This is a genomic window from Plantactinospora sp. ZYX-F-223 (assembly GCF_039649625.1).
GTDB lineage: Bacteria > Actinomycetota > Actinomycetes > Mycobacteriales > Micromonosporaceae > Plantactinospora.
The window spans coordinates 17,528-40,662 of record NZ_JBDJAV010000048.1 but is presented as its reverse complement, the minus strand read 5'-3'; the positions used below and the strand labels follow the sequence as shown (position 1 = coordinate 40,662).

Below are 23,135 nucleotides of genomic sequence, written 5' to 3'. Positions count from 1 at the left end.
GGCGCGTTGGTTCCCGTCACGAGCAGCAAAGGAAACGCGGTAATGGGAGACATGAATGGTCAGGTGGCCCTCGTCACCGGCGGGATCCGTGGCATCGGCCACGCCATCTGCCTTCGGCTGATCGAGCGTGGGGTGCGGGTCGCGGCCGGCTACTGGCAGGACAAGGACGCCGCCGGGCGCTTCCTTGACCTGTACGCCGACCGCGACGTGAGTGTCCACCAGGGCAACGTGGGAATCAACGACGACTGCGTACGTGTCGTGGACGAGGTCCTCGAACGGCACGGTCGGTTGGACATCCTGGTCAACAACGCCGGGATCACGGTCGACCGGACCGTACGCAAGATGGAGGCGCCGGACTGGGACAGGGTGATCACCGTGAACCTCTCCGGCGCGTTCTACCTCTCCCGGGCCAGCCTGCCGCACATGTTGGCCCGTGGGTCCGGCCGTATCGTGAACATCAGCTCGATCATCGGCTCGACCGGCGGGTTCGGGCAGGCGAACTACGCCGCGGCGAAGTCAGGGATGTTCGGGTTCACGATGAGTCTCGCCCAGGAGACAGCGGCCAAGGGGATCACGGTGAACGCCGTGACCCCGGGGTTCATTGCCACCGACATGACAGCCGCCGTACCGGACGCCGCCCTGCAGCGGATCGTCGGCAGGATCCCGGTGGGACGTCTCGGTGATCCGGACGAGGTGGCACGGGTGGTGGAGTTCCTCGCCGACCCGGAGTCGGCCTACATCACCGGACAGGTCTATGCCGTCAACGGTGGCCTGCACATGTGAGTTGCGGAGCGGATCCCGGTTGGTGCGGGGGCACGGTAAGCCGCGCGGGCCGGGTTGGACGTCCCTGGCCGCCAGCGACGCCACGACCTGCGACCGGGTACGCGCTGCCGACCAGTCCTCGTCAGTCGAGGCGGAACCGGTTGATGTCGTCGAGGTGTCGGGCCCGCATCTCGGGGTTCCGCACGCCCAGGCCCTCCTGTGGGGCCAGGCACCGGACGCCCACCTTGCCCTGGTGCAGATTGCGGTGGAGGTCGTAGGTGGCCTGGCCCGAGCGTTCCAACGGGTACACGACGGACAGCGTCGGGTGGATCCGACCCTTCATGATGAGGCGGTTGGCCTCCCACGCCTCGCGGTAGTTGGCGAAGTGGGTGCCGACGATGCGCTTGAGGCTCATCCACAGGTACCTGTTGTCGTACTGGTGGTTGTACCCGCTGGTGGAGGCGCAGGTGATGATGGTGCCGCCACGACGGGCGACGTAGACGCTGGCACCGAAGGTCTCACGCCCCGGGTGCTCGAAGACGATATCCGGGTCCTCACCGCCGGTGAGCTCGCGGATTCGGGTGCCGAACCGCTTCCACTCCTTCGGATTCTGGGTGTCCTCGTCGGCCCAGAACCGGTAGTCCTCGGCGGCGCGGTCGATGATGAGCTCGGCGCCCATCGCCCGGCAGACGTTGGCCTTGGCAGCACTGGAGACCACACACACCGGGATTCCGCCACCGCGCAGCACCAGCTGGGTCGCGAAGGAACCGAGTCCGCCCGAGGCGCCCCAGATCAGCACGACGTCGCCCTGCTTCATGCAGGCGCCGTTGCGGGACACGAGCTGCCGGTAAGCGGTCGAGTTCACCAGGCCGGGGGAGGCCGCCTCCTCCCAGGTGAGGTGGTCCGCCTTGTGCATGAGCTGGTTGGCCTTGACCAGCGCCAGCTCGGCCAACCCGCCATAGTTGGTCTCGAATCCCCAGATCCGCTGCTGCGGGTCGAGCATGCTGTCGTCGTGCCCGTCCGGGCGCTCCAATTCCACATCGAGGCAGTGTGCGACCACCTCGTCCCCCGGCCGCCAAGCGTTGACCCCGGGACCGACGCGCAGCACGACGCCGGAGAGGTCGGAGCCGACGACGTGGAACGGCTGGTCGTGCCGTCCGGCCGAGGCCGACGTCTGGCCGTACCGTTTGAGGAACGCGAACGTCGGCCGTGGTTCGAAAATCGCCGACCACACCGTGTTGAAATTGATCGAGCTGGCCATGACCGCGATCAGCGCCTCGCCCGGCCCGACCTCGGGTGTCCGTATGTGGTCGAGGTGGAGGCTCCGCCGGGGATCCTTCTGGCGCGTCGGCATTCCGGCGAACATCTCGACCTCGTCGGCGTGCACGGTAACGCCTCGGTAGAACTCGGGAACGGGAAGAGCGCCAAGCGCTTTCCGTTCGCCCGTGACGATCGCTTCGAGGATTTCAGCCATGTTGTCCACGTGTGCCACCGCTCCGCGAAGGAATCGTCCGAGATGTTTTCCGGCCGGCAACAGACTGCCGGGCCGAATGAACAACCGCACCGGCCGTGCTGCGCCAATCGGTCTGCGGCCACCCTAGCGACAGCCCGGTACGACCGTCAGCCCCTGAGTAACCCCTAGGCACCCCTACCGGCACCCCTGATCGCGTTGCGCCGGAAACCCCTATTCGGAGAGAGGACCACTCCTATCTACGGGTGTGCTGAACCTGGGCTCTCCCGCAAGATGTCGGGGGGAATTGCCCAATAGCTCTATGGTGTGGCGGCGTGCGGCACCGGGGCCGTACCGGATCGCATCGCAAGTCATCGCACGGCGTATACGGCAATGTGGGCAGGACCCGGCGCTGCCGGTGATGAAGGGGACCCGATGACACGAATACAACGGTCGAATTCTGGACGGCGCGAAGAGGCCACCGGCGATGGTGGTGCCGACGACGGCAAGCATTGCCGGCGTGGCTGCGCGGTCGCCTCCTGGTCGATGCCGGATGAGCTCGCGGCGAACTGGGAGTGTCAGTGTCGCGAGTCGCCGGACCCGTCGCGACCGGATTTGGAGGCGTGGCCGGACGCCGAGCCGCTGCCGGGGGCGGGGATCGGGATCATCGGTACGGGTTCCTGCCTCCCCGACAACGTGGTGAGCAACGAGGAGGTAGCGACCCGCGCCGGCGTGGACGGCGCGTGGATCCGGCGAAAGACCGGAATCGGCAGCCGTCGTTGGGCGCAGTCGTGGGAAGCCACCTCCGACCTCGCTGTGGTCGCCGGGCGTGCGGCTCTGGAGCAGGCCGGTATCCCCGCAACGGCGCTTTCGATGGTGGTGGTGGCGACGTCGACCCCGGACAGCCCGCAGCCCCCTACCGCGTCCACGGTCGCTGGCCGGTTGGGCACCACTCCCGCCGCGGCCGCCTTCGATCTGAACGCGGTGTGCAGCGGGTTTGTCTTCGCCCTTGCCGTCGCGCAGCGGTCGCTACTGGCCTCCGGGGGCTACGCACTCGTGGTCGGCGCCGACATCTACTCCCGGATCCTCGACCCGACGGACCGACGGACCGCGATCCTCTTCGGCGACGGCGCGGGTGCCGTGGTGCTCGGGCCCGTACCGGCCGGCGGCGTGCTGGCCACTCGGCTGCTCACCTTCGGCTCGACCGCCGACCTCATCCGGGTACCCGCCGGGGGCAGTCGACTCCCGACCTCTCCACAGACGATCGACGGCGGGTTGCACTACTTCGCGATGGACGGTCGCGCGGTACGCGAATTCGTCGTCGCGCAGGTGCCGCCCGCCGTGAACGCCTTCCTGCTGGACTCCGGAGTTGCCGGCGCCGAGGTGTCGCATCTCGTGCCGCACCAGGCCAACGTACACATGTTGGCCGACCTCGAACGCCAACTGAACCTGCCGGCAGCGCGGATGCACACGACGGTCGGCGAGTACGGCAATACCGGTGCCGCGTCGGTCCCCATCACATTGGACATGGCGGCGCGGTCCGGAGCCATTCGCTCTGACGACGTTGTCCTTCTCGCCGGGTTCGGCGGAGGCATGGCAGCGGGACTCGCCCTACTGCGGTGGTGGTGACGACCGCGCCGGCGAGCCGGAACGCGTCCTCGACCGAGGAAGGACCGCGCCGTCCGGCGGGGTACTCGTCGATGCCATGACCAGGAATCCTCCTCACCCGCGCGGGCCGGTGGCCTTGTCTCGATCGGAACGGCGTGTTCGAGATCGTTCGGAACAGCCGCCGCGCCTTGTGAACGGTGGAGATCTGGGATTTTCTGGTTCCGCCCTGTCTCGCCGGGGGGACAGGGCCGACGGCCGTATGGCCGCCACGGGGGAGGTGAGCCTTCATGACCGTTGGTGCAGCGGAGCTGGTCGAGCGTACGCAGCAGATGCGGATGCTGAACCTACGCCTGGCCGCAGCTGTGGAGGGTATGGGCAGCGCGACGCTGATCAGCGGATCGGTGGCAGGAGGCAAGACCGAACTGCTGCACGCGTTCGCCGATCAGGCCGCGAATTCGGGTGCACTGGTTCTTACGGCCGTCGCCGCACGTGCCGAGCAGCCGCTGTCGTTGGGAGTGGTCGACCAGTTGGCCCGCGGTACGTACCCGCGACGCGGAACCGTGGAGCCTCTGGCGACCCAGCTCAACGACGCGTCGTTGCTCCGGTGGCACGACCAGTCCCCGGAGGCCGCCCGGGAGAAGGGTTGGGTGCTGCGGGGGCTCGGCCAGACCCTGCTGGAACTTGCCGAGCGGACGCCACTGGTGATCACCATCGACGACCTCGAACACGCCGATGCGCCGTCGCGGCGCTGGCTGTCGATGCTCGTACGACGCCTGCGCGGGGCGCGGGTGATGGTGGTTATGACGGAGAGCCTCAGGATGGCTCCCAGTGACTGCGCGGATCGCGCGGAGTTGCTGCACCACCCGTACTGCCGACGGATGCACGTGGAGCCGTTCACCCGCAACGGAGTCGCCCGGGTCCTGAATCAGCACGGCAATCCGCGCTTCGGCCAACTCGCCGACGAATACCACGCGCTCACCGGTGGCAGCCCGCTGCTGCTGCGGGCGGCGATCGAGGACGCCGGGTCGTCGGGCTCCCCGATTGTCGGCGACGCGTTCGGCGAGGCGGTCCTGAGCATTTTCCACGGACTCGAGCCGACCGTTGTCTCGGCGGCCCGGGCACTGGCCGTATTCGGCACCCGGCTCCCGTCCGAGCTGCTGGGCCGACTGCTCGGCGTGGCCGACGGGCTCGCGACGCGCGCGGTGCTCCTGCTGGACCGCGCTGGGCTGCTCGACCACGGCACCTTCCGGCATCCGCAGGTGCGGGCGGGCCTGGCGGCGTCCCTCACCGGCGAGGAACGGAAGGCCCTGTACCACCAGGTCGCGCGACTCGGCTACTCGGTCCCCGTGCCGCCTGTCCAGGCCACCTTCAACAACCGTCGGGTGCGTAGACCGGGATCGTCGCACCTGGTGCCGGTCGCGCCCAAGCGGACGGCCGTGCGCGAGCGGGTGGCGGTGGTGGCCTCCACGACCCTCCCGTCGGACGGCCCAGTCGGGCCGAACGGCGCGACCGTGGTGCCGTACCGGGTGACAGCCGCCGACACCGACGGGACCGACGAGCTCAGCGAGGCGGAACTGCGGGTGGCGACGTTGGCCGTGCAGGGATACAGCAACCGTGAGATCGCCGGTCGCCTCTACATCACCGTCAGCACCGTCGAGCAGCACCTGACCAAGGTCTACCGGAAGCTCCGCGTGACCAGCCGTAACAAACTGCCGGCCGCGCTCGGGATCAAACTGCCCGGTTTCAACGCGAGCGTGGGCAAGGCCGGAACTACCTGACCGCCGTTGTCGGGCAGACGCCGCCGCTGGTCCTGATGTCCGCGGTGGCCAGGAGGCGCGATCGACACGGCGGCTTACCCCACGCGTGATGCCCGGCCGCGGATACGGTCCATGGCGGTGGCCAGGTCGTCGGCGGCTGCGGCGAGCAGGTCGACGGCTTCGCGGACGTAGCGCCAGGCAGTGGTGACGCCGATGCCGAACCCGGCGGCGAGGCGGGCGTAGGTGTCGCCGTTGCGCAGGTGAGCAAGGGTGAGCAGGGCTTGCCGGCCGGGGTCGAGGCGCCGCCACCGCGAGCGATGCCGCCGGCGGCGGGTGCGAATACGGTCTGCGAGGTGGGTTCAGGGTTCGACTGGACAGCGGGATCGTGGCGGGGTAAGACAGCACAGGCGAGGCTCCCGTGTTGGGGCATCGGATCTTGGTCGACTGCTGTCTCACCTGGAGCCTCGCCCTTATCGATCTCCGGGCCTGCTGTACCAATCGTGACCAGCATAATCGCGATGGAAGACCCTCATGGGTCAGCGCTCGCCGCGTCCGCGCTCGGGGAACAGGGCGAGTAGGCGGGGCAGCCGCAGGGGAATCTGGGCAGCATCGTCGGCGCTGCCGAACCACCCCGACCACTGATCCTCAGCCGAGGGTTCTTCCCCGTCACCAGGCTCGTCGGGCTGGGCTTCCAACGCCTCCCAAAACCCGTCGGCATCATCGCTGTGCTGCTCGAACGCACTCGACGCCGCGAACTGGATCTCTCCGGCCGCTAGCGCGAATCGGTCGGCGTGGCCAGCGGCGATTGCTTGCACCATCGGGTGCTCCGCCAATGCATCCGCATCGGCTACCGCCTGCTCGAACGCCTTGCGCCCCAAGCCGACCAGTCCGGCCTTGAAGTCACTGAACGTGTCATCGGAGATGTACCCCCAGATCACGAACGCCGCCGCGCACAAGCCCCACTGATGCGCACGTGCGGCTACCCGCTCGTAGCAGTGGTAGAACTCCACGATGCGCTCCGCCGGCAACTGCGCCAGCCTCGCCGCCAGCGCTCTACCAATCACCGAGCCTGACGGCCAATCCCCGCCGTCGCCGAGCACGTCCTCGCGGGCCCTCTCGACCAGCGACCAGAACTCGTTCACCTGCACCCGCGAAGTCTGACACGAGCAGCCCTCACCCGGTCCTCACCGACCTCAGAACCTTCGTCTCTGAGGTTGAAAAGGCTCACTGAACCTTTCCCGATCCCCCTTGCGTCCGGCAGACCGCAAGTTCGGACGCGGCGCGTGAGCGCCGCGCGGTCCAGGTTGAAAAAGGTTCACTCCTGCGCCTTGCCTCCGGTGATTCGGGAAACGACGAGCGCGATGAGGATGATCGCGCCGTTGAGCGCGCCGATCCACTGTGCCGGGACACCGGCGAGCGTCAGCACGTTCTGGATCATGAAAAGCAGCAGGATGCCGGTGAACGCGCCGAACATCGTGCCCTTGCCGCCATTCAGGCTGACGCCCCCGATGACCGCCGCGGCGAAGACGGTGAAGATCGCACCGTTGCCCTGGGACGCGGCGACGGAGGCGAGGCGGCCGGAGAGCATGAGGCCGCCCAGGGCCGCAAGGACGCTGGCACCGACGAGGGCGATCCAGAGGACGCGGTCGGTGCGGATGCCAGCCGCCTTGGCCGCGTCGACGTTGCCGCCGATGGCGTAGAGGGATCGTCCGAAACCGGTGTAGCCGAGCAGGATGATCCCGGCCGCGAACAGGGCGACACAGAGCCAGATGGATGCGGGAACGCCGAACCACATGGCGGTGCCGAGGTACATCATCGACGCGGGGAGGTTGAAGAACGTCTGGCCGCCGGAGATACCGGTGAGCAGGCCGCGCAGCACGATGAGCATCCCGAGAGTGACGATGAAGCCGTGCAGGCCGAACCGGACGATCAGCGCGGCATTGGCGACGCCGATGAGCGCGCCGACCGCCAGGGTGATCGGGATGCTCCAGGCGCCGGGTACGAGCCCGATGCCATGGCCGGTGCCGACGGCGACGGTCATCCATGCGGCCACTCCCGGGGCGAGGCCGAAGGTGGATTCCAGCGACAGATCCATCTTGCCGGCGACCAGGACGATGGTCTGGGCCAGGACGAGCAGCGCGATCTCCGACATGGTCTGGACAATGTTGATCAGATTGTCGGGCTTGAGGAAGACAGGGTTGACGATCTGCCCGACGATGGCGATGAGCACGATCGCCGGTACCAGCGCGAGGTCCCGCAGCCGGGCGACGGCCAGCTTGCCGAGCGGACGGCGAGGGACCGGGCCGGCCGTGCCGGCGGTGCCGTCGGCGGCGGTGTCAGCCGAGGTCAGGGTCTGAGGCATCGACGGTCAGTCCTTCCATTGCGGCAACGAGGTCGTGGTCACGCCAGCCGCTGGGCATGTCGGCGACGATGCGGCCCTGGACCATCACCAGGATGCGATCGCAGATGCGCAGGTCGTCGAGTTCGTCGGAGGCGACGACGACCCCGGTGCCGGTGCCGGCGACCTCGTCGACCTTGTCGAGGAGAAACTCTTTGGACCGTACGTCCACGCCCGCCGTGGGGGTGATGAGGACGAGCACTCGGGGGTCATTGGCGAGTGCACGTGCCATGACGACCTTCTGCTGGTTGCCGCCGGAGAGTCCGGAGACGGGCAGGTCGGGTCCGGGCGTCTTGATGGCCAGGTCGTCGATCAGGGTGGTGGCGACGGCGTCCCGCCGGCGGGTGCTGAGGAAGCCGGCTGAGCCGAGTCGCTCCGGGATGGTCATGGTGGCGTTGTCCGCAATCGACATGCCGGCGACCAGGCCCTGGTGGTGGCGGTCCTGGGGGACGAATCCCACGCCGCTGGCCAGGGCGGCACCGACGTGGCCGGGGCGCGGGTGCCGACCGCCGACCGTGACGGTCCCGGCCTGCGGCGCGCGGAGTCCGACAATGGTTTCGGCCACCTCGGTCCGTCCGCTGCCGCCGGAGCCGGCGAGGCCGACGATCTCGCCGGACCGGACCTGGAACGACACGTCCTCGAACACGCCGTCGAGGGACAGGGCGGCCACGTCGAGGACCACGTCGGCGTGCCCGGCTGGCGCCTGCCGGGAGCGCGGGGCCTCGAGTGTGGTGGCTTCGCCGGTCATCGCGGCGACGAGTTCGTCGCGCGGCAGCTCGGCGACCGGGGCGGTGACGATGTGGCGGGCGTCGCGGAACACGGTCACCATGTCGCAGATCTCGTAGATCTCCTGTAGGTGGTGGCTGATGAACAGGAAGGTGACGCCCTGGGTCTGCAGGTCGCGGATGTGGTCGAACAGCCGGGCGATCGCGCCGGCGTCCAGTTGGGCGGTCGGCTCGTCGAGGATGATGAACCGGGCACCGAACGACAGGGCCCGGGCGATCTCGACGAACTGCCGCTGCTCGACGCTGAGATCCTTGGCCCTGGCATCGACGTCCACGTCGACGGACCAGACGGCGAGCAGGTCCCGCGCCCGGCGGCGCAGCGAACGCCAGCTGATCAGCCCGCTGCGACCCCTGTCGTACCGGTTGAGCAGGAGGTTTTCGGCCACGGTCAGCTGGGGGATGATGGTCGACTTCTGGTAGACACAGGCGACCCGCTGCCGCCAGCCGTCCCGGTCGGACAGGCGTGGTGCCGCCTGCCCGGAGAACCGGATCTCTCCGGAGTCGGCGGGCTGCAAGCCGGTCAGGATCGAGACGAGGGTGGACTTGCCGGCCCCGTTCCGGCCGACCAGTGCGTGCGTCTCGCCGCTACGTACGGTGATCCGCGCCTGGTCGAGTGCCACCGTCGGCCCGTACCGTTTGGTGATGTCGGTCGCCTCCGCCACGGGCGGGCCCGACCGGGTCCGCCCGTGGCCGTTCTGGGCGGATGACGAGTGCGTCGATGACTTCTCGTTGCCGCTCATGTGCCGGTTTCTCCTCCGGGGCCGGTCAGCCGATGTTGTTGCCCCAGAGGGACTTGTCGTCAGGCTTGAGGCTCGGTACGCCGCCGTAGGTTCCGCCGTCGAGGGTCACCAGCGGTGCGGAAAGCTGGTCTTCGAGCACTCCGTCGCGTACCTGGATGATGGTGCTCTCGTGGTCGGTCGGGCCCGGCTGGAACGTCTTTCCTTCGATGGCCGCCTTGAGGTAGTAGAGCGCGTACTTGGCGTAGAGGTCGGCCGGCTGTGAGACGGTGGCGTCGATGTTGCCGGCGGCGATGTCCTGCAGCTCCTTCGGAATGCCGTCATTGGAGACGACGAAGACGTGCTTCGGGTCGTCCGGCGCGGTGAGCAGGTCGCGCTGCTTCAGTAGCTGAAGCGTCCCGGCCAGCGCGAAGCTGGACTGCATGTAGACGCCCTTGATGTCGGGGTGCTCGGTGAGCCGGATCTGCAGCTTCTGCGAGGCGATCGCGCCGTCCCAGTTCGTCGCCTCGCCGAAGACCGTGATCCCCGGGTAGTTCTTCTTCATGCACTCGCTGAACGCCTCGGTGCGGTCACGCCCGTTGATGGAGGCAAGGTCGCCCTGGAGCATGACGACCTTGCCGGCGCCCTTGAGCTTGGTGCCGAGGAACTGGCACGCCTTCTCGCCGTAGGCGCGGTTGTCCGCGCGTACGACCATGAACACCTCACCCTGGTCGGGGCGGGTGTCGATGGTCACCGCCGGGATCTTCTTGCTGGCCAGAGTCTGCAGCGCCGGGGCGATCGCGGCGGTGTCCTGCGGTGCCATGGCGATGCCCTGGACGCCCTGGCTGATGAACGACTGCACGTTGGAGGTCAGCTTCGCGACATCGTTCTGCGAGTTGGTCGTCTTCAGGTCCAACCCCAGCTCGGTGGCGAACTGCGGGGTGTACTTGATGTAGGAGTTCCAGAAGTCGGTGTCCGACCGCGGGTAGTCGACACCGACCACCGCGGCGCTGCCGTCGGCACCGGTGGAGTTCTCGCCGCCAGCGCATCCGCCGAGTGCCACGACGGACATGACGACGGCCGCGGTCGCGGCGATTGAGCTACGGTTCATCACAGCTCCTGTTTGGAAGATGCCCGAACGTACGGTTTCGAAGGTGCCGGCCGTCAGCTCGCGGAGCAGCCAGCCGACAGCTCAGCTGCCTGTCGCGCCGATGCTTCTGTTCACCGGCCGACCCGAGAGCGTGTCACCGGCCGACCCACCAGCGTGCGTGTGTGGACTTCGGACCGGTCGAGAAGCGGTATGCGGCGATCGACTCGGGACGCATGCGCGCGCCGATACCGGGGGCCCGTGGCGCCACGTAGTTTCCGTTCCGGATGACGACGGGGTCGACGAAGTGCTGATGCAGGTGGTCGACATACTCGATCACGCGGCCGTCGGTGCTGCCGCTGACGGCGACATAGTCGAACATTGCCAGGTGCTGCACCATCTCGCACAGGCCGACGCCGCCGGCGTGCGGGCAGACCGGCACGCCGAACTTGGCGGCGAGCAGTAGGATCGCGACGTTCTCGTTCACCCCGGCGACGCGGGTGGCGTCGAGCTGCAGGACATCGATCGCCTCCGCTTGCAGTAGCTGTTTGAACATGACCTGGTTGTGACAGTGCTCGCCGGTGGCGACCTTGATCGGTGCGACCGCTCTGCGGATCGCGGCGTGGCCGAGTATGTCGTCCGGCGAGGTCGGTTCCTCGATCCAGTAGGGGTCGTACGGCGCGAGGGACTCCAGCCAGGCGACCGCCTGGTCGACCCCCCACGCCTGATTGGCGTCGACGGCGATCCGGACCTCGGAGCCCACCGCCTCGCGGGCCAGGGCCAGCCGTCGTACGTCGGCTTCGTTGTCGGCGCCGACCTTCAGCTTGATCAGGTCGAAGCCGTCGTTGACGGCCTCCTTCGACAGTCGGACCAGTTTGTCGTCGGTATAGCCGAGCCAACCCGGTGTGGTGGTGTACGCCGGGTATCCGCTGTCCAGCAGTTGCCGCTGGCGTTGCGCTCGTCCCGGCTGGGCGCGTTGGAGGATGTCCAGCGCCTCTTCGGGAGTGAGAGCGTCCCGTAGGTACCGGAAGTCGATGAGGCTGACGAGCTGCGTCGGCGACATCTCGGCCAGCAGCCGCCACAGCGGCTTGCGCTCCCGGCGCGCGTACAGATCCCAGGTCGCGTTGACGATCGCTCCGGCGGCCATGTGGATGGCGCCCTTGTTCGGGCCCAGCCACCGTAGCTGGCTGTCGCCCGTCATCGTCTCCGAGAACCCGCGCATGTCGGCGAGGATGTCCGCGATCGGCAGGCCGACGACAAGGGGGGCCAACGCGTGAACCGCGGCCACCTGTACGTCGTTGCCGCGTCCCACGGTGAAAGCCAGCCCGAATCCTTCCTGCCCGGTACTCGTGCGGACCGTCACGTAGGCCGCCGAGTAGTCAGGTTCCGGGTTCATCGCGTCGGAGCCGTCGAGCTCGCGGGAGGTGGGAAACCGGATGTCGACCGCGTCGACCGCCGTGATCACCTCGGTCATGACCATCTGCCTCGTCCGCTCGCTGGTCCGGTCGGCCGCGGTGTCGCCGTCCGTCGCGGCGATCTTCCATCGCCGGCTGAACCGTCTGCCATGGGATGTCTTTATAGCCTCACTCGTAGCCTCCGTCTAGACACGAGCCGGAAACATACGCTCTGGGGCCGGTTTCGACGGGTGATGACAGAGCGCACCTGTAGATCAGCGAAGCTTCATGCTCCAGACATGGGATCACCTGCTAGGGTTAGACTCGCAGGCGATCTCAACCCGCTCCCTTCCCGTGCGGGAGACCACCAAGGGGTCACGACATGTCGTTGACCGAGAAGGCGATGACACGCCTTCGCGAGTTGATCCAGTCGGGCGAGCTCCCGCCTGGCACCAAGCTTCCGCCGGAGCAGCAGCTCGCCGCCGAGCTGGGTGTGGGGCGCAACATCATGCGGGAGGCGGTACGGGCACTCGTGGCGGCCCGGGTGCTGGAAGTGCGACGGGGCAACGGTACTTTCGTCACCAGCCTGCAACCACGGGTGCTGCTGGAAGGCATCGGCGGTGCGGTCGAACTGCTGCAGGGCGACACCATGCTGGAGCTCACCGAGGTGCGCCGGCTGTTCGAGACCGCCGCGACCGGGCTCGCCGCCACCCGCATCTCGGCACTGCAGCTCGCCGAGGTCAAGGGCCATCTGGAGGCCATGCGCGCCGCCGCCGACGACGTGGAGCTACTCAACCAGCACGACCTGGCCTTCCACCGCGCGGTCGTCGCCGCTACCGGCAACGAGACGCTGACGATGGTCCTGGAAGGCATCTCCAGCCGGACCCTACGCGCCCGGGTGTGGCGCGGGCTGGTCGACGCAGACGCCGCCGGGCACACATTGCGCGAACACGAGGCGATCTACCTGGCACTGGCCGCCGGGGACGCCATCCAGGCCCAAGCGGCCGCCCTTATGCACATCACCACGACCGAGACCTGGTTACGCGCCCACCTACCCGAAGAACGGTAGAACCGAGCCGACCGGCTGAACTCCACCGTATCGACCGCCCGGCGCGACCTGCACCGCTACCTGACACTTGGTGGGTGCAGGCGGCCGCTGCTACCACAGCCGCCTGCACGCCTCTGCCTACGCTCGGGCCCAGCGCTGGTTGGTTCCGGTGTGGCAGTTCCAGACCACCACGGGGGTGCCGTTTGCGGTGCCGGCGCCGTTGACGTCCAGGCACAGCCCGTTCTGCGCGTTGCCGATCGTGCCGTTGCTGTTCACGTTCCACTGCTGGTTGGTGCCTCCTCCGCAGTCCCAGATGCGCACCTGGGTGCCAGCGGCGGCGTTGGCGGGCAGGTCGAGGCACTTGCCCAACACCTGCAGGGTCTGTCCACTCTGGCTGAACTGCTGGTTGGCGTTGGTGTGGCAGTCCCAGACGATCATCTGGGCGCCGTTGGCCGAGCTCGCGCCGTTGACGTCCAGGCACCGGCCCGCGGACTCGCTCCGCAGCCGGAAGGCGGTGGGGTTCGGGTTGGGGTTCGTCTCACCCGTGAAGAACTTCCACACCTCGTCCTTGACCCAACTCCTGGCGCCGCTCTCACAGCCGGCGCACCCGTCCACGGGGCCTTGCTGGTGCCCTCCGTCGAAGGCGGCCCAGACAACCGGGTACCCCTCCCGGCACCCGGTGTAGGCGGTGGTGATGTGGGTACGGCTACCCGCGGCCGGCTCTGGCGGGTTCTGGGGAGTGCAGCCGTTGTTGTTCACGAACCTGTCCCGCAGCGCCCGTCCGGCACCGATGTTGTCGCCGATGCCGTGGATACCCATGTACGCGAAGGGCTGGGTACCGCCGCTGCACCCGCTGATGGGTCCGGGGGCGGCTATGGCCGCGACCGCACGGAAAACCGTCGGTCGGGCACATGCGAGTGCGTAGCTCATGGCGCCGCCGTAGCTGAAGCCCAGGGAGAAGCGCTGCGTCGTGTCGATGCAAAGGGCTGCGTCGATCCGTTGGATCATGTCGTCGACGAAGGTCACGTCTTCGCTGCCGGAGTTGGCCCAGCCGTTGCCGATGCCCTGCGGCGCGACGAAGATCGCGCTGTCGTTCGCAAGGCGCCGCAGTCCGTAGTGGGCGTAGACGTCCCCATCACTTCCGCCCGAGGCGACCGCCTCGGCGGTGCCACCCCACCAGTGAAACCCGAATATCAACCGATATTGACGGTTGTTGTCGTAGTTGGTGGGAATGCTCAGGATGAAGGATCGGTTCTTACCGCTACTCTGGATCGTATGCGTGCCGCTCGTCAGTGTCGGGGCCTTCCCGCAACCGGCGGTTGCCGCAGCTGCCACGATATCGGTAGGTGACGAGCGCCCGCCGACAGCGCCGCCCTGCGCCGCGCCACCCGCTGCCAGGACGATCAGTGCCACTACTGCGGAAAATCCGAGAATTGATCGACGGCCTGTCATCACGTGACTCCTTTCGCGAGCTAGATTCGTTGAAGCTGGAATCGCTGGTTGGCGCCCGTGCCGGGTGTCCACTGGGAGATGCGGCCACCGTCGGCGGTCGAGGCCTGCCAAACGTCCATCGCCAGACCGCTTTGCCGGTTGATCAGTCTGGCCACCCCGCCGCCCTGGTCGTCCACCCGCCATTGCTGGCTGGCGGCGTTGGGGGTGTCGGGTTGCTGGGTGATGTCGGCGCCAGTGCTGTTGCTGGCGACCTGCAGGAACAGACCGCTGTGCCGCGCCCTGATCCGGAAGTGGCCGCCGTCCGCCGGCAGAAACTCGAACTGCTGGTTCTGTCCGCTGCCGGCCTGCCACTGGATGAGCGACGCACCGGCGGCGGTGGACGCACCGTTGATGTCGGCGGCCTTGCCGCTGTGCTGGGCCACGAGCCGGTAGTGCACACCGGCCTCGACCGGCCCCGACATGACCCCGGACGCGCGGTAGGTGTGGCCGGCCTGGCCGGCGAACTCGACGAGATCGGCCTCGATCCGCGTCGGCTGGACGGCGGCGCCGCTCGTCTCGTCGCGCAGTTCGAAGGTGCCGGCGAAGATCCGGCTGCGAACGCGGACGGGCCCGGTGCGGTCGGGAGTGACGACGAGCTCGGTCCGGCTGCTGCTCCAAGCGGCGCCGACGGTGTATCCGCCGCGGCCCCGGAGCCCGGCAACCTGCCCGGTCGGCCAGGCGGACGGTAGGGCGGGTAGTAGGTGTAGTTCGCTGTTGTGGCTTTGCAGCAGCATTTCGGCGATGCCGGAGGTAGCGCCGAAGTTGCCGTCGATCTGGAAAGGCGGGTGCAGGTCGAACATGTTCGGTGCGAGCCGGTCGGTGCGTACCAGGTCGCCGAGGAGCTTATGGGCGCGGGCGGCGTCTTCCAGTCGAGCCCAGTAGTTGATCTTCCAGGCGAGTGACCAGCCGGTGCCGTCGTCGCCCCGCAGTTCCAGGGTTTGACGTGCGGCCTGGTGCAGTTGCGGGGTGCCGCGTTTGGTGATCTGGTTGCTGGGGTGCAGCCCGTACAGGTGGGAAACGTGCCGGTGAGTCCGCTCGGTCTCCACCCAGTCGGCGAGCCATTCCTGGATGTTGCCGCGGGACCCGACCCGCGTCGGTGGCAGCCGGTCCCGGGCAGCCAGTACCTGGGTGCGGTAGCTGGCATCCACATTGAGGACTTCGGCGGCCCGTGCGACGCCGTTGAAGAGGTCACGCAGGATCTGGTTGTCCATCGTCGGCCCCGCGCACACGCTGGCATTCGCGTGATGAGGCAGCTCCGGCGAGTTCGACGGATTGGTGACCAGGTAGCCGAGCGTCGGGTGGGTGACCAGCGTGTCGAGGAAGAACTGGGCAGCGCCTTTCATGGCCGGGTAGTTGGCGCGCAGGAACTCGACGTCTCCGGTGAACTGGTAGTGGTCCCAGATCATGGTGGCCAGCCAGGCGCCCCCGGTTTGCCACATCCCCCACAGGGCACCGTCGACCACCGACGAGCCGCGCCACGCGTCGGTGTTGTGGTGGGTGACCCAACCCCCGGCGCCGTACTGCGCCTGAGCGGTGCGGGCGCCGGTCACCGTCAAGTCTTTGATCATGTCGAAGACCGGTAGGTAACACTCGGACAGGTTGGTGGTGTCGGCCGGCCAGTAGTTCATCGGCAGGTTCGCGTTGATGGTGTACTTCGAATCCCAGGACGGGGCCATCTGGTCATTCCAGATCCCCTGCAAGTTCGCCGGCTGGCTGCCCGGCCGCGAGGAGGAGATCAGCAGGTAGCGGCCGTACTGGAACAGCAGCGCGGAAAACTGCGGATCGTTGACGCTCGCGTGCTGTGCGATCCGCACGTCGGTGGTCTGGTCGGCCGCCGCCGTGCGTCCCAGGTCGATCGACACCCGGTTGAACAGCGCCTGATAGTCGGCCACATGCCGGCCGCGCAGCTGGTCGAAGCCGATGTTGCGGGCCGCGTCGAGGTGCCGGCGCGCGATGCCCTGGTAGTCGCCGTTGACCGTCCGGTAGTTGACGTAACTGGATCCGATCGACACCAACACGGTGACGCTGGTCGCGCCGGAGACCCGCAGCGTGCCAGCAGAACTGCTGACCGTACCGCCGCTCACGGCGGCATTGGCCAGAGCGAGGAACCGGACCTGCCCGTTGATCCCCTCCATGCTGCCGGAAACACCGTCGAGGCCGATCGTGGCGGCGTCCGGGCTGGACACGGTCGTCCGTTGCGGGCTGCCGAACGTGGCGGTGAAGGTGATCGCGTTGGCCCGGTCAGCGGTCAACCGGATCACGATCACCTGGTCCGGTGCGCTCGCGAACACCTCACGCTGAAACCGCACCCCGTTGAGCAGGTAGCTGGTGGTAGCGGTGGCCGTGGTCAGATCGAGGGTCCGCTGGTACTGCGACGCCCCGCTGGCACTACCGAAGGCCAGCCGCAGGTCGCCGACCGGCTGATAGGCCAACTGCCCGGCGGGGCTGCCCAGCATCGCCTGGTTGATCAGATCCTGCGCCTGCGTCCACTGATCGGCGAAGACCCGCCGCCGGATTTCCGCCAGGTTGGCCGCACCACGGGTGTTGGCCGAGTCGTACGGGCCACCGGCCCACACAGTGTCCTCGTTCAGCTGAAGCCGATCGGTGTCGACATTCCCGAACACCATCGCGCCCAACCGGCCGTTACCGATCGGCAGAGCCCGCAACCAATCCGAACCCGCCGGCTCGTCGTACCACAACGCCATGTCATTGGCTGCCAGCACCTGTGGCGGTGCAATCGACCCGGCCCGAGCGGCTGCGGTCCAACCCGCCGGCAGCAGCATGACGCCGGCCCCCGCCGCCCCGGCTCCGAGTAGTTTCCTTCGTGTCACTTCAGGCATCTTGTCTCCTCCAAGCAGCCGAGCGATGCCGTTACGGAAGGGTCCAGCGCTGGTTGGTGCCGCCGTGGCAGGTCCAGATGATCAGCTGGGTACCGTCGGCGGAGCTGCCGCCGTTGGCGTCCAGGCATCTGCCCGACTGCGAGTTCACCAGGGCGCCGTTGGCTCCGGGGGTCCAGTTCTGCGCACCGCTACCGTTGCAGGTCGACAGCTGGACCAGGCCGCCGTTCGCCGTGCCGCCGCCGGCGACGCCCATGCACTTGTTGGACGCGCGCAGCGTGTTCCCGTTGACCGTCCATTGCTGGTTGGTGCCGCCGTGGCAGCTCCACAGCTGGATCTTCGCGCCGTCGGCGGAGCTGGAACCGCTGACGTCGACGCACTTGCCGGTGGCGCTGGTGATCGGGCCGACCCGGGGCGCGGTGCCGCCCAACTCCTTGATCCGGATGTTGCGGAACGACACGTCATCGCCGGTGCCGTGGTTCTGGATGCCGATGTAGCCGGATGTCAGCGATCGCGCCGGATCCGTGTTGGTGAAATCGTTGATCTTGACGCCGTTCAGGAAGACCTGCAGCCGCTCTCCCTCGACCAGCAGCTCGTAGGTGTTCCACTCGCCGGGTGGGTTCAGCGCGGCGTCGCGGGCGGCGATGTCCGCCGACTTGACCCCGTACACCGCGCCAGTGGTCCTGTCCGCGGTGTCGGTGGCATCGACCTGCACCTCGTACCCGTTGCTCATGGCCGAGTTCGGGTCGCTGCTCGCCGGAAATCCGACGAGCACGCCGGAGTTGTCGTCGCCCGGCATCATCCAGTCGAGCTTCAGGGAGTAGGAGCGAAACTCCTTGGTGCTGTACCACAGCATGCCCAGCCCGCCGGAAGACGTCAGCGTGCCGTTGCTGTTGCTGAACCCGCCCGGCCCGGCCTGGGACCAGCCGGTGGTGGCGCCGTCGTAGAGGGCGGTGTAGCCGGTTTCCGCGCGGCAGTCCGCCCTGGTCCGGTTGGCTGCGTACCTGATGCCGCCGAGCACCAGCGACCGGAAGCCCGCCTCGGTGTAGCTGGCCTGGGTGTGGCCGCTTCCGGTGTAGAACGAGCGTCCGCCCTGGAGAGTCTTGCACCAGGTGTGCGGGTGGTCGGCCCCCATCCCGCCGCCGGAGTAGCTCGACTCGTCGAGGGTGGACAGCACCCGGGCCGACGACCGGGGGTTGGTCCGGAAGTTGTACCACTCGTCGGTACGCACCCAGGTCGGGCTCAGCCCGGCCGTCGCCGCGTGCGCCCGGTTCTCCACTCGGACGGTGGCCTGCTGGATCGCCGGGTGCGAGGCGAAATACGCGCCGACCAGCTCGCCGTAGAACGGCCAGTCGTACTCGGTGTCCGAGGCTGAATGCACGCCCACGTACCCGCCGCCGGTCCGGATGTAGTTCTCGAAGGCGGTTTGCTGGGTGGCGTTCAGCACGTCACCGGTGGTGTTGAGGAAGACAACGGCCTCGAACTGGGCGAGGTTGGTGGCGTTGAACTGGTTCGAGTCCTCCGTCGCGGTCACCGTGAAGTTGTTGGCGGTGCCCAGGTCTCGGATCAGCTGGATGCCGGCCGGGATCGAGTCGTGCCGGAAGCCGGCGGTCTTGGAGAACACCAGCACGTCGTACGGCGCGTCCGCGGCATTCGCCGGCGTGTTGCCGGTACTCGCCAGGATCACCAACGCCGCCGCCGCGACGCCGAGGATGTTACGTGTTGTTGGTCGCATGGCTGGGATTCCTCTCATGGCAGGGTCCAGCGTTGGTTGGTGCCGCCGTGGCAGCTCCAGATGATGAGCTGGGTGCCGTTGGCGGAGCTGCCGCCGTTGGCGTCGAGACATTTGCCTGACTGAGCGTTGACCAGGGAGCCGTTGGCTCCCGCCGTCCAGTTCTGCCCGCCGGCGCCGTTGCAGGTCGACAGCTGCACCAGGCTGCCGTCGGCGGTGGCGCCGCCGGCCACGCCCATGCACTTGCCGAGTGACCGCCAGGTGTTGCCGTTGCGGGTCCATTGCTGGTTCGTGCCGCCGTTGCAGGCCCACAGCTGGATCTTGGCGCCGTCGGCGGTGCTGCCCCCGTTGACGTCGACGCATGCGCCGCCGGCGCCGACGATCCGTCCGGTGCCGCCGCCACTGGGGGCCGTGCCGAACGTGAAGGCGTCCACGTCGAACAGCGTTCCGGTGCCGCCGTGGAAGGTCAGGTACAACGTGGTGGTGCCGGCCGGAACCGCGGAGAGCGCCGTGGAAACCTCGGTGAAGATGTCCCAACCGCCCGTGGCCGGCACGGTGACCGAGCCGAGCACCGTGCCGGTCGGCGAGCCGGCGCGGACCGAGAGCGTGCCACCCGAGCCGCCGGAGGACACCCGGGCGGTAAATTGGGTCTCTCCCGCGAGCCCGTAGCGCTGGAACGCGATCCAGTCGCCGTTGCTGATGTCGCCGACTGTCTGCCCGCCCTCCGCGGTCGCCTTGTTGAACAGCCCGGTACCCGACTGGGTGTCACGGTGCTCGGCCTGCCGGTGCCGTGGCTGAAGGACGTGCTGCTGGTGCGTGGTCAGCGCCGGCTGACCGTTTGCACCTCCGTCGGTGTACTCGGCGTCGAACACCGCGAACAGGTTGGCCGCCGTGTCGTGCTCACCGTCCACCGGGATCTGCAGCGTTCCCGAGCACCCGGTACGCGAGGTGATCGAATGCCCGTGATCGTCGTGGCCGAGGAAATAGGTCAGCTTCACCCGCTCGCAGTCGACCGTGCCGTCCTCGGGGTCCGACACCGTGATGGTGTACGGCACGTTGTCGCCGAAGTTGAACAGGCTTCCGTCGATCGGCGTACTCATCGTGACCGTGGGTGCGGTGTTGCCGACCGTGATCACCACCGACGCGGCGCCGGTGCGACCCGCGGGATCGGTCACGGTCAGCGTGACCGTACGCTGGCCGTCGCCGGTGAAGGTGTGACTGGGGTTGGCCGCCGTGGAGGTGCCGCCGTCACCGAAGTTCCACGAGTAGGTCAGTGCACCGCCCTCGGGGTCCGAGGATCCGGCCGAGGAGAAGTCGACGGTCAGCGGCGCGATGCCGGACGTGCGGTTGGCACTGGCGCGGGCGACCGGCGCCTGGTTGCCCGCCGGGTTGTACTCGATGCGGTACAGCGCGGAGCTGGCGTCGCCGCTGCCCCAGCCGGTGCCGTAGTCCAACACGTACAGCGCTCCGTCGGGGCCGAAGTCGCTGTCAATGATCTGCGTGCCGCGCCAGGGGAACTCGCTGATCTGCCCGGCCGACCCGTCGGCGTTGACGTCGATGGTCTTGATCCAGCGCCGACCGAACTCCATGGCGAAGTAGTGCCCGTCGAGGGAGGCCGGGAACTTGACCGCGGACGGGTTGGCCGCGTCGTAGCGGTACACCACGCCGCCCATCGGTGATTCCGAGCCGCAGCCGAACGCGGCCAGCGAACAGTTGTCGTACTTGATCCACGCCGGGCGCGCGGCCGGCAGGTTGGTCAGCCCCGTGTTGCGCGGAGAGTTGTTTACCGGCGCGGCGCAGTTGAACCGGTTTCCGGACGGCCCGCTCGGAAACACGTAGTCCACATAGGTCTCGGACGTAGTGTTCGACCCGGTGCAGTAGGGCCAGCCGTAGTTGCCGGCCGACGTGATCCGGTTGAACTCGACCTGGCCCGCCGGGCCACGGGTGGCGCTGGTCGTGCCGGCATCGGGTCCGTAGTCGCTGACGTACACCGCGCCGGTCGACTTGTCCACGCTGAGCCGGAACGGGTTGCGGAGGCCCATCGCGTAGATTTCCGGCCGGGTGCCTGCGGTGCCGGGCGGGAACAGGTTGCCGGCCGGAATGGAGTACGTCCCGTTCGGGTTCACCTTGATCCGCAGTACCTTGCCACGCAGGTCGTTGGTGTTGCCCGCGCTGCGCTGCGCGTCGTAGACCGGGTTGCGGTTGGTGCGTTCGTCGATGGGGGTGTAACCGCCCGAGTCGAAGGGGTTCGAGTCATCCCCTGTGGACAGATACAGGTTGCCAGCCGCGTCGAAGTCGATGTCGCCGCCGACATGGCAGCACATGCCGCGGTTGGTCGAGACCTCCAACACGGTCACCTGGCTGGCCGTGTTGAGTGTGAAGTCAGCGTTGAGCGTGAACCTGGCCAGCCGGTTCACCCCGTTCCACGCCGAGAAGTCCGTCCCGGTGGCCGGCGCGTCGCCGCCCGGAGTGGACAGTGGCGGCGCGTAGTAGAGGTAGATGAACCGGTTGCTGGAAAAACCCGGGTCCACCGCCACGCCCTGCAGGCCCTCCTCGTCGTGCGTATAGACCTGCAGGGTGCCGATCACGTTGGTGACCCCGGTGGCAGTGGTTCGACGCAGCGCCCCATTACGGGCGGTGTGCAGCACCGAGCGGTCCGGCAGTACCGCCATGGACATCGGCTCACCCAGCTCGGCCACCCCCCGGGCGAGCTCGACCTGCTGGAAGTCGGCCGAGTTCACCGGGTGCGCGGCGGCCGGTGACCCGGGGTTGACAATGGCCGCCGCCGTGCCGGCGGCGAGGAGGACAGCGGCGGCTGTCGCGGCGATCGCGCGTAGTTTCATAGGACGGTCACACCCTTGGTCGTCGGCTTTTGCTCGGGCATACGGGTACTTCGGGATCAGGGCCCGGGTCCGCCTTGCCATCGAACGGACCCACACCCGCCCCTACCGGGCGAGGACTGAAACGGCCGCTAGCTGGCGCAGGACGGGGCTCAGCGTGGCCGTCAGTGGTGGGCCCTACAAACGCCAGTGGTAGTAGATGCCGAACCTGGCATCCGGGAACCACGCGGGGGCCGGTGGATGCTGGTCAACCGACGCCCTCATCGCCGGGTAGCTGCTCGGACCGTCGGTGGCAGCGGCCGCGCCTACCGTCCACAGTCCAGTGGCAGCGGCGGCCCCAGCCGCCCCGGTCGTGACGGTCGCACGGCAGGAGAACCGAAACGTTGACGAGGACATCGCGGGAATCCTTCGAGGGTGTCACTGTGTCCAACATTCATCAGACGTCATACGTTAGCCGACCGAATAGGAGACAGTCAATGCGTCGCCACGCGACCACGTGCGATGCCGTCGTCCCGACCATCTGGGGCTCGTAACCCAGCCCACACCCGTGACGTGTGGGCTGTGCTGGCAGGCATCGAGGTTCGATCCCCAGGTCCGGCATGGCAACAGAGGGTCCAGGCATCGCGGGAAGCGATGCTGACCGACCGCAGGGGCACGGGCGGCGCCAGGCACGAGCGCGGGGCGACGCCGCAGCGTCGGGGTAGCCGTCTCCGGGGTGTACCGGCAGGAGGCCGGCCAGGTGGGCAACATCGAGTGCGCCCGGGCCGCCTCGGCGGCCTTCGCAGGGGCCGAGGTGTTCCGGCTCCGCGTCCCGCAGCACATCGATCAGGCGCTTCGTCACCACCGCCCGCCGCTACCGCACCATCGAAAATCCGGACCGGCGACCACACCCTCACCGGCAGCCGACCCAGTACCCGACGACCTCCGCCACCGCCCTCGATGACATCCACGGCACGCACTAAATGAGCCAAGTCGGGAGGGTCTTTTCCCGGTTAGAGACAGAGACCAGACGACTACTTTCCGGGGTGAAGCCAGATTGAAACAGCCGTGTGGTGTGCTTCAATGTGCTCGGTTCATCGGGTTGGCGCATGCGACTCTCGCGCACCAAAGATCTTGGATATAAGGAGCCGGTTTGATGAGATTCGACCAAAACCGATCATCCCCGCGAAGGGCAGACAACAGTACGAGGTGCGAGCGGGCCGTTTAACCCCATCGGCGTCCTATGCATCA

At 67.9% G+C, this 23,135-nt stretch carries 13 protein-coding genes and 3 pseudogenes; 5 read left to right on the top strand and 11 right to left on the bottom strand.

The features are described from left to right. The first annotated feature begins 42 nt into the window (after window positions 1-42). Complete coding sequence (gene fabG / locus AAH979_RS34730) at window positions 43-783, top strand: 3-oxoacyl-ACP reductase FabG (RefSeq protein WP_346262363.1); 741 nt, start codon at window positions 43-45, stop codon at window positions 781-783. 121 nt (window positions 784-904) lie between these two features. Here fabG and ccrA read toward each other — a convergent pair whose 3' ends face one another. Continuing rightward, window positions 905-2,236 (bottom strand): crotonyl-CoA carboxylase/reductase, encoded by a 1,332-nt coding sequence (gene ccrA / locus AAH979_RS34725; RefSeq protein WP_346262362.1) that lies wholly within the window; start codon window positions 2,234-2,236, stop codon window positions 905-907. A 522-nt stretch (window positions 2,237-2,758) separates the two neighbouring features. On the opposite strand from ccrA, the gene AAH979_RS34720 reads away from it, so the two are divergent. The 3 genes and pseudogenes from AAH979_RS34720 to AAH979_RS34710 all read left to right on the top strand — a co-directional run. After that, window positions 2,759-3,841 carry a ketoacyl-ACP synthase III gene (locus tag AAH979_RS34720; protein WP_346262361.1) on the top strand — a complete coding sequence of 361 codons (1,083 nt, stop codon included), beginning with the start codon at window positions 2,759-2,761 and terminating at the stop codon, window positions 3,839-3,841. A 266-nt stretch (window positions 3,842-4,107) separates the two neighbouring features. Continuing rightward, a pseudogene (locus AAH979_RS34715) lies at window positions 4,108-4,608 on the top strand (ATP-binding protein); the annotation flags it as partial. 771 nt (window positions 4,609-5,379) lie between these two features. Then, window positions 5,380-5,598: pseudogene (locus tag AAH979_RS34710) on the top strand (helix-turn-helix transcriptional regulator); the annotation flags it as partial. A 98-nt stretch (window positions 5,599-5,696) separates the two neighbouring features. Here the strand turns inward: AAH979_RS34710 and AAH979_RS34705 are convergent. The 6 genes and pseudogenes from AAH979_RS34705 to AAH979_RS34680 form a co-directional block, all read right to left on the bottom strand. Further along, a pseudogene (locus AAH979_RS34705) lies at window positions 5,697-5,982 on the bottom strand (transposase family protein); the annotation flags it as partial. 131 nt (window positions 5,983-6,113) lie between these two features. Then, window positions 6,114-6,725 (bottom strand): DUF4240 domain-containing protein, encoded by a 612-nt coding sequence (locus AAH979_RS34700; protein WP_346262360.1) that lies wholly within the window; start codon window positions 6,723-6,725, stop codon window positions 6,114-6,116. A 167-nt stretch (window positions 6,726-6,892) separates the two neighbouring features. Next, complete coding sequence (locus AAH979_RS34695; protein WP_346262359.1) at window positions 6,893-7,807, bottom strand: ABC transporter permease; 915 nt, start codon at window positions 7,805-7,807, stop codon at window positions 6,893-6,895. Window positions 7,808-7,913: 106 nt separating this feature from the next. After that, window positions 7,914-9,500 carry a sugar ABC transporter ATP-binding protein gene (locus tag AAH979_RS34690; RefSeq protein WP_346262358.1) on the bottom strand — a complete coding sequence of 529 codons (1,587 nt, stop codon included), beginning with the start codon at window positions 9,498-9,500 and terminating at the stop codon, window positions 7,914-7,916. A gap of 25 nt (window positions 9,501-9,525) precedes the next feature. Continuing rightward, on the bottom strand, window positions 9,526-10,587 hold the full coding sequence (locus tag AAH979_RS34685) for a sugar ABC transporter substrate-binding protein (protein WP_346262357.1): 1,062 nt from the start codon (window positions 10,585-10,587) through the stop codon (window positions 9,526-9,528). 133 nt (window positions 10,588-10,720) lie between these two features. Then, the gene (locus AAH979_RS34680; protein WP_346262356.1) at window positions 10,721-12,037 is read right to left on the bottom strand and encodes an enolase C-terminal domain-like protein; all 1,317 of its coding nucleotides are present in this window, start codon (window positions 12,035-12,037) and stop codon (window positions 10,721-10,723) included. 302 nt (window positions 12,038-12,339) lie between these two features. Between AAH979_RS34680 and AAH979_RS34675 the strand changes: the two genes are divergently transcribed. Further along, complete coding sequence (locus AAH979_RS34675; protein WP_346262355.1) at window positions 12,340-13,026, top strand: FadR/GntR family transcriptional regulator; 687 nt, start codon at window positions 12,340-12,342, stop codon at window positions 13,024-13,026. Window positions 13,027-13,143: 117 nt separating this feature from the next. Here AAH979_RS34675 and AAH979_RS34670 read toward each other — a convergent pair whose 3' ends face one another. From AAH979_RS34670 to AAH979_RS34655, 4 genes are read right to left on the bottom strand one after another with little or no spacing between them, the layout of a single operon-like run. After that, window positions 13,144-14,457: an RICIN domain-containing protein gene (locus AAH979_RS34670; protein WP_346262354.1), complete on the bottom strand. Its 1,314-nt coding sequence runs from the start codon at window positions 14,455-14,457 to the stop codon at window positions 13,144-13,146. Between the two features lie 20 nt (window positions 14,458-14,477). Beyond that, entirely contained in the window at window positions 14,478-17,336 is a 2,859-nt protein-coding gene (locus tag AAH979_RS34665) for a glycoside hydrolase N-terminal domain-containing protein (protein WP_346262353.1), read from the bottom strand. Between the two features lie 31 nt (window positions 17,337-17,367). After that, window positions 17,368-19,068: a ThuA domain-containing protein gene (locus AAH979_RS34660; protein ID WP_346262352.1), complete on the bottom strand. Its 1,701-nt coding sequence runs from the start codon at window positions 19,066-19,068 to the stop codon at window positions 17,368-17,370. 14 nt (window positions 19,069-19,082) lie between these two features. Continuing rightward, entirely contained in the window at window positions 19,083-21,908 is a 2,826-nt protein-coding gene (locus AAH979_RS34655; RefSeq protein ID WP_346262351.1) for a PQQ-dependent sugar dehydrogenase, read from the bottom strand. Window positions 21,909-23,135: the final 1,227 nt, after the last annotated feature.

Excerpts from the sequence above, each read along its gene's own strand:
- fabG (WP_346262363.1), top strand. The coding sequence starts at position 43 with ATGGGAGACATGAATGGTCAGGTGGCCCTCGTCACCGGCGGGATCCGT.
- ccrA (WP_346262362.1), bottom strand. The coding sequence starts at position 2,236 with ATGGCTGAAATCCTCGAAGCGATCGTCACGGGCGAACGGAAAGCGCTT.
- AAH979_RS34720 (WP_346262361.1), top strand. The coding sequence starts at position 2,759 with ATGCCGGATGAGCTCGCGGCGAACTGGGAGTGTCAGTGTCGCGAGTCG.
- AAH979_RS34690 (WP_346262358.1), bottom strand. The coding sequence starts at position 9,500 with ATGAGCGGCAACGAGAAGTCATCGACGCACTCGTCATCCGCCCAGAAC.
- AAH979_RS34685 (WP_346262357.1), bottom strand. The coding sequence starts at position 10,587 with ATGAACCGTAGCTCAATCGCCGCGACCGCGGCCGTCGTCATGTCCGTC.
- AAH979_RS34680 (WP_346262356.1), bottom strand. The coding sequence starts at position 12,037 with ATGACCGAGGTGATCACGGCGGTCGACGCGGTCGACATCCGGTTTCCC.
- AAH979_RS34675 (WP_346262355.1), top strand. The coding sequence starts at position 12,340 with ATGTCGTTGACCGAGAAGGCGATGACACGCCTTCGCGAGTTGATCCAG.
- AAH979_RS34670 (WP_346262354.1), bottom strand. The coding sequence starts at position 14,457 with ATGACAGGCCGTCGATCAATTCTCGGATTTTCCGCAGTAGTGGCACTG.
- AAH979_RS34665 (WP_346262353.1), bottom strand. The coding sequence starts at position 17,336 with ATGCCTGAAGTGACACGAAGGAAACTACTCGGAGCCGGGGCGGCGGGG.
- AAH979_RS34660 (WP_346262352.1), bottom strand. The coding sequence starts at position 19,068 with ATGCGACCAACAACACGTAACATCCTCGGCGTCGCGGCGGCGGCGTTG.
- AAH979_RS34655 (WP_346262351.1), bottom strand. The coding sequence starts at position 21,908 with ATGAAACTACGCGCGATCGCCGCGACAGCCGCCGCTGTCCTCCTCGCC.